This window comes from Pseudoalteromonas shioyasakiensis (genome assembly GCF_022398475.1).
Lineage (GTDB): Bacteria > Pseudomonadota > Gammaproteobacteria > Enterobacterales > Alteromonadaceae > Pseudoalteromonas.
This window is the reverse complement of the sequence record NZ_JAKEVM010000048.1, coordinates 19,599-27,771: the sequence shown is the minus strand read 5'-3', so window position 1 is coordinate 27,771 and position 8,173 is coordinate 19,599. Positions and strand designations below refer to the sequence as shown.

Sequence of the window (8,173 nt, the reverse complement as noted above, 5' to 3'; positions counted from 1 at the left end):
GTCTCATATCTGGAGTGCTTTCATTTAAGACGCTTGCTAACAACCAGTCAGCTGATTTCGAAGTCATTAATCTCGCAGATGATTTTTATACTTTATATCAGTCAAGCAATACGTTGACTGCAGAAAATAGAGCAGAGCAGTTTTCTCAACATTTCACCTCTCAATTTGCACCTTTTTATAGTGATAAAAGCTTTTTAAAAGCTATTGCGGGTTTTAGTGCAATTGAAGAGGTTTATCACTCAAAAAATAAGTATTTATCAAAAGATTTAAACAGCAGTATGGAATCATTTATTGCTACTTTCCCTGATTTCAAATCTGAAACCCCCATTTACATACTACACTCGTTAGGAAGGTTCAATGGGGCAACGCGAGAGTTAAATGGTAAGTCTTACTTAATGTTCGGCGTAGATCTTATGGCCAAGTATCATACTTGGAAAAACGATACGCCATTTTTTCATCACGAGTTATTTCATGTTTACCATGAAAAATTATTTCAATGTAAGGATGAGCTATGGTGCTCTATTTGGACTGAGGGGTTAGCTACTTACGTTTCATATAAATTAACTCCGTCAGCCAGTGATGATGAATTGATGCTAAACATACCTAGCAATCTGGTGAAAAAGATTCGCTCAAGACAGCTCGATTCTCTCGTTGACCTCAAGAAAAAGTTTTATTCAAAAAAACCTGAAATATATTCTTCATTTTTCAACTTCGCAAAGGACGAGACAAAGCTGCCATACCGAAGAGGTTATTACCTAGGATTTATTTTAGCTAAAGAAATTGGCAAAAATTACAGCTTAGAGCAATTGGCTAAAATGGATAAACAGACAGTAGAGAGCTTATTACTAAAAGAGCTTGATTTATTAATAAAAGCGGAAGGCTAAAAAACTAAACACCTAAACGACAAAACCCAGCCTAAGCTGGGTTTTGAGACAACACAATTCTGTGAGAACTTATAAAGCTAAGTTCTTTTTCGCACGAGTTAAGTTGTGCTCAACTAACTCGTTACCTGAAATTTGTACTGCTTCGTAAAAGTCTGACAATGCAGCAGTGTCGTTTTCAGACATGATGCGTGCAACACCACGGTTACTTAACGTAAATGACGTTAGTTCGCGACGTTTATAGCTAGGTACTTTACTCGTACTAAGTAAGCTGATTGCTTTTGAGCATAATGTTTCAGCTTCAGAGAATTTTTTCTCTTTAACACTCAAAGCACAGTCATTAAATGCTTGTTCGTATTGACGGTTATCTGCAACATCAGCAGTGATAGATTGGTCAATTACCATCAATTTGTAGTCACTCTGATCAGCCACTGCCATAGCTGAACAAGTTAATAAAGAGCTAAGTGCAACGCGTTTCATAAGTGTACTAAACATAATCTTTTCCTCTATTTGAATCGGTATCAATCGCCGACAAATGAACTTTAATTGAATAGAGCAAATTCAACAAACGATAAAAAATGACCTAATAGATGAAGAAATTTAACCTATAGACTTTAGTCTAATGTAGTGAGTTAGTCTTATAGCTGTCAGGTCTGTGATCTGACCCCGATAAAGTAGACACGGGGTTTAAATAGCTAATGTTTACGATAAAGAAAAATAAAGAGGCAGAGTACGCAAAACAAACAAATTGTTGTTAATTAAAAATAAAATCGGTACTTTATGATGGTATGTATAGTTGATGACTTAATTTATTTAGAATAAGCGTATAACCATGAAACTGATATTTGCGTTGTTACTTTTAGGACCTGTTATTGCCAATGCAGCTGAAGATAAAGTCGCTGTTTATCTTAATTTTGAGCAGGCTTATTTGAGCAATGATGTATCTTTGTTTACGCCATTATTAAGTAAAAACTATACGATTAGACAAACATTGCATATTCCAGGCATAGGGTCAGATACTGTACCTGTTACTAAAGCTCAGTTACTTGAAGGCATGAAGCAAAATCCTAACCCTAGTTCATTACCGCGCTCAAAAGCTGAATCAGTTATAATAGAAACAATTTCAAAACAGCAATTCTGTGCAAGTTCTCAAACTTTAGATCAAGTCGTAGTAGCAGGTAAAAACTACGAAGAGAAGGAACTAAGAAAAGCGTGTTTTAAACACGAAAATAACAGCTATGAAGCTATATCACATACCATTGATGTGTATTATCGAGAGCTTTGATAGAGGTAGTTAACATTCAGAAATTTCCGTGTATCAAATAAACGTACTAACTGATATTAATTACGGATAAACTCTATAAATAAGATAAGGAAATAAATATGAACAAACAGTTAGGTTTAGTAGCTGGGGTATTACTAGCATCATCGAACTGTTTCGCAGCTGATAGTTTTCAAGTTGAAACTGCTGTTTATAGAGCGAATGAGCTTCTAGCATCGCCAGTAATGCTGGTGGAAGAAAAACAACCTGCAACCATCTCTATAGGTGAGGGGTTTAGCTATGAAGTTAAAGTTACACCACAAAAAGAGAATACGGCGGCTGTAGAAACATCAATCACACTCGCTGGCAGCTATTTTACACCTTCTTTTATTGTGGAATATGGTAAACAGGCGTCTTTCGAAATAGGTGAAAACAAAGTGAGTATTTTAATAACCAAGGCGAAAAGTTAAATTAGCAATAAAAGACCCTCAACATAATTGAGGGTCTTTTATCTATTATTTTAGATGTTTAAAAGTATCAATCATCCATTTTATAAATAGCTCTAATTGTGCATTAGTTTCGCTAGGATCGTGTTGCACTAAGTAATATTTATCTTTCGTTTTTAATGGCATATCGGTGAAATTAAATAACCACTGCTCATCAAACCAAGTCTGACTGATAGGTAAGGGGATTAGGGCAATACCCATACCCTGTTGCGCGGCACGTGCCACACCAAACATACTATCAACTTGAATAATTTGCTTTGGTGCAAAGTCTTCAATACCAGCATGCTCTGCCCATTGGTGCCAAGCCCAAGGACGCGCTTTATGAAGTATAAGAGGTACTTCATTTAATGCCTGAAACGGGTTTTCTTGCCATGCTTGCCAGTTTTCTTTATTGCAAGCTGGTGTATACGATAGCGAAAATAGCTCATGTACAACGCCTTCGTGCGGTTTAGATGAAGATAATACAATCGACAAATCGCTTTGCTTAGTCAGCTCTTTACGCGTTTTTAAGGTATTAAGCTGTAAGTTTGTATTTGGGTGCTCACTGGTCCATTCGCTCAGTTTTGGCATTAAAAGCTCACTGGCAAAAAACTCAGGTAGCGTAATACTGATCGTTACGTTTTCTTGTAACTGACTAAATTCATTGATGGTTTTTTCTAGCGCTTTGATCAGCGGTGATACAGAGTCATAAAAATTCTTCCCCGCAGCAGTTAGGCGGATAGAGCGGGTTTGACGTTCAAATAGTTCAATACCCAATTGTTCTTCTAATTGTTTGATCTGATGGCTTACGGCAGACGGTGTAAGGTAAAGTTGGTTTGCAGCATCTTTAAAGCTAAGGGTGCGTGCAGCAAAACAAAATGAGCGTAGGCCACGAATAGGTGTTTGCATAGTTAATTTCAGTAAGTCTCAATAGCGCTTGTTAGTTAATTAACTGCTAAGCAATTATTATCCCAAAATGTAAAAAAATAGAGAGTAAAGAATGAATATAGCTAACTCTTGCCATATTGTATAAAAAACAATCGTGAATCGCTCGTTTAATCTATGTTTAGGCAAATGTTTAGTATAAAAGTGATCTTAGCAGTTTTAGCTATTTCGTCATAGTCTCAGTATTAGATACTGCCAATTCACTAAAGCAGGGCATTTTATACTATTTATGTGACAAAATGGTGCGGCGAAAGGCTGACTTTAGATAAAAAAAATCCCTCTTGCGAGGGATTTTGGGTAACTCAGCGCCATTGGCACTGGGAATGAGGTCGGTACATGGGATGTGAGTGGCTTAAAAAGCCATCTCTGGAACATCACCTTCAACAAGCAATTTGCCTGCCGTTTTGCTAATAATTTCATCTACCGACACGCCTGGAGCGCGTTCGATTAGATGAAATGCGCCGTCTTTAACTTCTAATACGGCTAAATCAGTTACGATTTTCTTTACACAGTTAACCCCAGTTAGCGGTAAAGTGCAACTTTCTAATAACTTAGAGTCGCCATGCTTGCTTGCATGAGTCATCGTAACAATAATATTCTTCGCGCCAGCAACGAGGTCCATCGCGCCACCCATGCCTTTAATTAGCTTTTTTGGGATCATCCACGATGCGATGTTACCGTTCTGGTCAACTTCAAATGCACCTAATACTGTTAAGTCTACATGACCACCCCGTATCATGGCAAAACTATCTGCACTATTAAATATTGCTGCACCTGTGGCTGCTGTCACGGTTTCTTTACCCGCGTTGATCATATCTGCATCAACTTGGTCTTTAGTTGGGTACGCACCCATACCTAATAAGCCATTTTCAGACTGCAACATAACTTCGATACCGTCAGGTACATAGTTAGCCACCAGAGTAGGGATACCAATACCTAGGTTTACGTAATAGCCATCTTGTAGTTCTTGTGCAACACGCATTGCAACTTGTTCACGTGATAATGCCATTTTATTGCTCCTTAATCGCGAGTTGTTACACGTTCAATGCGTTTTTCAAAGTCGCCTTTGATCACGCGATTAACATAAATACCTGGGGTATGAATTTGGCTTGGTTCAAGTTCACCTGGCTCAACAATTTCTTCAACTTCAGCAACAGTAATTTTACCTGCTGTCGCGGCCATCGGGTTGAAGTTCATTGCTGTGTGGCGAAATACAAGATTACCGTAGCGGTCAGCTTTCCATGCTTTAACAATAGCAAACTCACCTGTAATTGACTCTTCTAAGATATATGGGCGACCATCAAATTCTTTGACTTCTTTACCTTCGGCAACAGGAGTACCGTAACCTGTAGCTGTATAAAACGCAGGAATACCCGCACCACCAGCGCGCATCTTCTCAGCGAGTGTCCCTTGTGGTGTTAAAACAACATCAATTTCGCCATCGAGTAGTTGTTTTTCGAATAGCGCATTTTCACCTACATAAGAAGCGATGATTTTTTTAATTTGCTTATCATGAAGTAAAACCCCTAAACCAAAATCATCAACACCGCAGTTGTTCGAAACAACGGTTAGATTTTTAGTCTGTTTACGCTTAATTTCACTGATAAGTCCTTCAGGAATACCACACAAGCCAAAGCCACCAGCGATAATAGTATCGCCATCTTTTAAACCTTCCATTGCAGCTTCATAACTTGAAACCACTTTATCGAAACCGGCCATGAGCCTACTCCTTAATTATTCTGAGTGTTCTTTAGAGCAAGTGATACCTTGCTGACAGGTTGTTTATTTAGTGCACTGCAAATAGCCCAACCAGCTTTCGCCAGTCTTTCTAAATCAATTCCATGCTCTATGCCAAGCCCTTGTAGTAAGTAAACTACATCTTCAGTGGCAACATTTCCTGACGCACCTTTGGCATAAGGGCAGCCACCAAGGCCTGCAACAGCACTATCAACCGTTGCTATACCGCGTGTTAGGGCGGTGTAAATATTTGTGAGCGCTTGTCCGTAAGTGTCGTGAAAATGTACAGCGAGTTTTGATTTATCAATATGTTGCAAGAGTAAATCTAATAACTCATCGACTTTTTTCGCCGTACCTACACCAATGGTGTCGCCAAGGCTAATTTCGTAACAACCAAGCTCTAATAATCGCTCTGATACTTTTAATACATCATTGTAGTCGACATCACCTTGATATGGACAACCCATAACGCAGCTAACATAACCTCTAACACGAATGTTATTCGCTTTGGCAAAATCCATTACATCTTTAAAGCGGTCAATACTTTCATCAATAGAGCAGTTAATGTTCTTTTGACAAAACGCTTCACTTGCTGCTGTAAAGATTGCAAATTCTTGTATGCCGACTTGTTTTGCCGCCTCTGCACCCCGTAAATTCGGGGTGAGGGCACTTAAGTTAACATTAGGCAAATTTAACGCGCTAATTACATCGCTTGAGTCAGCCATTTGTGGCACCCATTTAGGTGACACAAAGGCGCCTGCTTCAATATCTTTAAGCCCAGCATCTGCAAGGGCGTTGATAAGAGCGACTTTATCTTGCGTGCTAACGGCGGCTTCATTTTGCAAACCGTCTCTGGCGCCAACTTCTACAATGCGAACAAAATCAGGAAACTGTGCCATTACGCCTCCGGCTCTTCAACAATCGCGAGCATATCACCGTGACTCACCAGTTCACCTTCAGCAAAGCAATAGCTCGTTAATACACCATCATGCGGGGCATTAAGGGTGTATTCCATTTTCATCGCTTCAATGATGACAACAGCGTCACCTTTAGCGACAGTAGTACCTACCTCAACTAAATGTTTAACAACAGTACCATTGAGTGGTGCAGCGAGTGGCAATGCATCACTTTCGTGTTCACTAATATAGTGTTTATCAATCAGTTCTAGCACCGTTTGTTGTGCTTTGTACATCACTGTGATGTGAGAGTCTGTTTGATTAATATGAGCTACAACTTTTTCGCCATTAACGACTAGGTTTGCAAGGCCATTTTCAACCTTGCCCGAGGTTGTATAGTCAACTCCATCTAGGCTGATTTTAAAGCCATCTGAGGTCTTAACAGCATGAACCTTTAGATCCACAAACGGAATTGTTGTTTTAGCGTCACTGTTTAGCATAAAGCCTGTTAATTGTTGCCATGGGCTGCTGCTTTCACCTTTTAGTTGGTGTGCATACGCATAGGCTGCCACAACGGTTGCAATAACAGAGTGTTGCGCGTTTTTAGCAACAAGGCGCTCACCTTGGTCTTCAATAAAGTGCGTATCGGGTGCACCTGCTTGAAAAGTAGGGTGGTTAGCAAGATTATGTAAGAAATTAACGTTGCAGCTAAAACCTGCTAGGTGGAATTGCTCTAGTGCTTTTGATAAACGCCCAAGCGCTGCCTCACGGTTATCGTCATGAACAATTAATTTAGCAATCATAGGGTCGTAGAACGGGCTAATTTCATCACCCGCAGCAATCCCTGTATCTATTCGTACAAACTCAGATTCGTTCGGTGTAAATAGGGCATCAATGTGACCAGAACACGGAATAAAGTCATTACTTGGATCTTCAGCATAAATACGCGCTTCAAAGCTGTGACCTTGTAGCTGAATATCTGCTTGGCTAAGTGGTAAAACTTCACCTGCCGCAATATTGATTTGCCAATTCACCAAATCAACACCGGTTACCATTTCTGTTACAGGGTGCTCTACTTGTAAACGGGTGTTCATTTCCATGAAGAAGAATTCATCACCGCATAATAAAAACTCAACCGTACCTGCACCGCGATAGTTAATCGCTTGGGCACAACGTACTGCTGCTTCACCCATTTCTTTGCGAAGCGCATCAGATAGACCCGGAGCAGGGGCTTCTTCAATTACTTTTTGGTGACGACGCTGTAAAGAGCAGTCACGGTCGCCTAAGTACACACAGTTACCGTGGCTATCAGCAAATACTTGTACTTCAACATGGCGAGGTTTAGTGACATAGCGCTCTAACAGTACTAAATCGTTACCAAAACCGGCTTTTGCTTCACGTTTTGCGCCTTCAAGTGCACTGATAAAATCTTTTGCGTGTTCTACAACTCGCATACCTTTACCACCGCCACCAAAAGCCGCTTTAATCAGTACCGGGTAACCAATTTTTTCAGCTTCGGCTTGTAAGAACTCAGTATCTTGATTGTCACCATAGTAACCAGGCACTAAAGGTACATTTGCTTGGTGCATAATTTCTTTAGCGCGGGTTTTTGAGCCCATGGCTTCAATGCTTGATGCTGGCGGGCCTATAAAGGCGATATCATTTTTCTCACACGCGAGGGCAAAGTCACAGTTCTCAGATAAAAAACCATAGCCAGGGTGAATACAATCAACACCAGCTTGTTTTGCCACATCGATGATTTTGTCTGCCACTAAGTATGAGTCTTTACTTGGCGCAGGACCAATATGATACGCCTCATCAGCAAGCTTTACGTGTTGAGCATGTTTATCGGCATCTGAGTAAACTGCAACCGTTGTTAAGCCCATTTGCTTTGCTGTACGCATAACTCGGCAGGCAATTTCACCACGGTTGGCAACGAGAATTTTTTTCAATGATTTTGTTGTCATA

9 protein-coding genes are annotated in these 8,173 nt (G+C 40.0%); 3 read left to right on the top strand and 6 right to left on the bottom strand.

The window, feature by feature from the left end:
• A partial coding sequence (locus L1D51_RS10470; RefSeq protein WP_239963625.1) for a DUF5700 domain-containing putative Zn-dependent protease occupies positions 1 to 884 on the top strand: 884 nt, incomplete at its 5' end.
• A 69-nt stretch (positions 885 to 953) separates the two neighbouring features.
• On the opposite strand, the gene L1D51_RS10465 is transcribed toward L1D51_RS10470, so the two are convergent.
• Positions 954 to 1,376, bottom strand: coding sequence for a hypothetical protein (locus L1D51_RS10465; protein WP_054561528.1), 423 nt, complete (start codon positions 1,374 to 1,376; stop codon positions 954 to 956).
• 337 nt (positions 1,377 to 1,713) lie between these two features.
• Here L1D51_RS10465 and L1D51_RS10460 point away from each other — a divergent pair, with 337 nt between their 5' ends.
• Together L1D51_RS10460 and L1D51_RS10455 are read left to right on the top strand one after the other, a co-directional pair.
• Positions 1,714 to 2,166: a hypothetical protein gene (locus L1D51_RS10460; protein WP_054561527.1), complete on the top strand. Its 453-nt coding sequence runs from the start codon at positions 1,714 to 1,716 to the stop codon at positions 2,164 to 2,166.
• A 98-nt stretch (positions 2,167 to 2,264) separates the two neighbouring features.
• Positions 2,265 to 2,612, top strand: coding sequence for a hypothetical protein (locus L1D51_RS10455; protein ID WP_239963624.1), 348 nt, complete (start codon positions 2,265 to 2,267; stop codon positions 2,610 to 2,612).
• Positions 2,613 to 2,657: 45 nt separating this feature from the next.
• Here the strand turns inward: L1D51_RS10455 and L1D51_RS10450 are convergent, their stop codons facing one another.
• The 5 genes from L1D51_RS10450 to L1D51_RS10430 all read right to left on the bottom strand — a co-directional run bounded on the left by L1D51_RS10450 (position 2,658) and on the right by L1D51_RS10430 (position 8,172).
• Positions 2,658 to 3,536, bottom strand: coding sequence for a LysR family transcriptional regulator (locus tag L1D51_RS10450; protein WP_054561525.1), 879 nt, complete (start codon positions 3,534 to 3,536; stop codon positions 2,658 to 2,660).
• Positions 3,537 to 3,924: 388 nt separating this feature from the next.
• The gene (locus L1D51_RS10445) at positions 3,925 to 4,581 is read right to left on the bottom strand and encodes a 3-oxoacid CoA-transferase subunit B (protein ID WP_054561524.1); all 657 of its coding nucleotides are present in this window, start codon (positions 4,579 to 4,581) and stop codon (positions 3,925 to 3,927) included.
• A gap of 11 nt (positions 4,582 to 4,592) precedes the next feature.
• A complete protein-coding gene (locus L1D51_RS10440; protein ID WP_054553797.1) occupies positions 4,593 to 5,291 on the bottom strand; it encodes a CoA transferase subunit A in 699 nt (232 codons plus the stop codon).
• An 11-nt stretch (positions 5,292 to 5,302) separates the two neighbouring features.
• Entirely contained in the window at positions 5,303 to 6,208 is a 906-nt protein-coding gene (locus L1D51_RS10435) for a hydroxymethylglutaryl-CoA lyase (RefSeq protein WP_054561523.1), read from the bottom strand.
• Entirely contained in the window at positions 6,208 to 8,172 is a 1,965-nt protein-coding gene (locus L1D51_RS10430) for an acetyl/propionyl/methylcrotonyl-CoA carboxylase subunit alpha (RefSeq protein ID WP_239963623.1), read from the bottom strand. Before L1D51_RS10430 ends, L1D51_RS10435 begins: the two co-directional genes overlap by 1 nt.
• Between the last annotated feature and the right edge of the window lies 1 nt (position 8,173).

Excerpts from the sequence above, each read along its gene's own strand:
- L1D51_RS10465 (WP_054561528.1), bottom strand. The coding sequence starts at position 1,376 with ATGTTTAGTACACTTATGAAACGCGTTGCACTTAGCTCTTTATTAACT.
- L1D51_RS10460 (WP_054561527.1), top strand. The coding sequence starts at position 1,714 with ATGAAACTGATATTTGCGTTGTTACTTTTAGGACCTGTTATTGCCAAT.
- L1D51_RS10455 (WP_239963624.1), top strand. The coding sequence starts at position 2,265 with ATGAACAAACAGTTAGGTTTAGTAGCTGGGGTATTACTAGCATCATCG.
- L1D51_RS10450 (WP_054561525.1), bottom strand. The coding sequence starts at position 3,536 with ATGCAAACACCTATTCGTGGCCTACGCTCATTTTGTTTTGCTGCACGC.
- L1D51_RS10445 (WP_054561524.1), bottom strand. The coding sequence starts at position 4,581 with ATGGCATTATCACGTGAACAAGTTGCAATGCGTGTTGCACAAGAACTA.
- L1D51_RS10440 (WP_054553797.1), bottom strand. The coding sequence starts at position 5,291 with ATGGCCGGTTTCGATAAAGTGGTTTCAAGTTATGAAGCTGCAATGGAA.
- L1D51_RS10435 (WP_054561523.1), bottom strand. The coding sequence starts at position 6,208 with ATGGCACAGTTTCCTGATTTTGTTCGCATTGTAGAAGTTGGCGCCAGA.
- L1D51_RS10430 (WP_239963623.1), bottom strand. The coding sequence starts at position 8,172 with ATGACAACAAAATCATTGAAAAAAATTCTCGTTGCCAACCGTGGTGAA.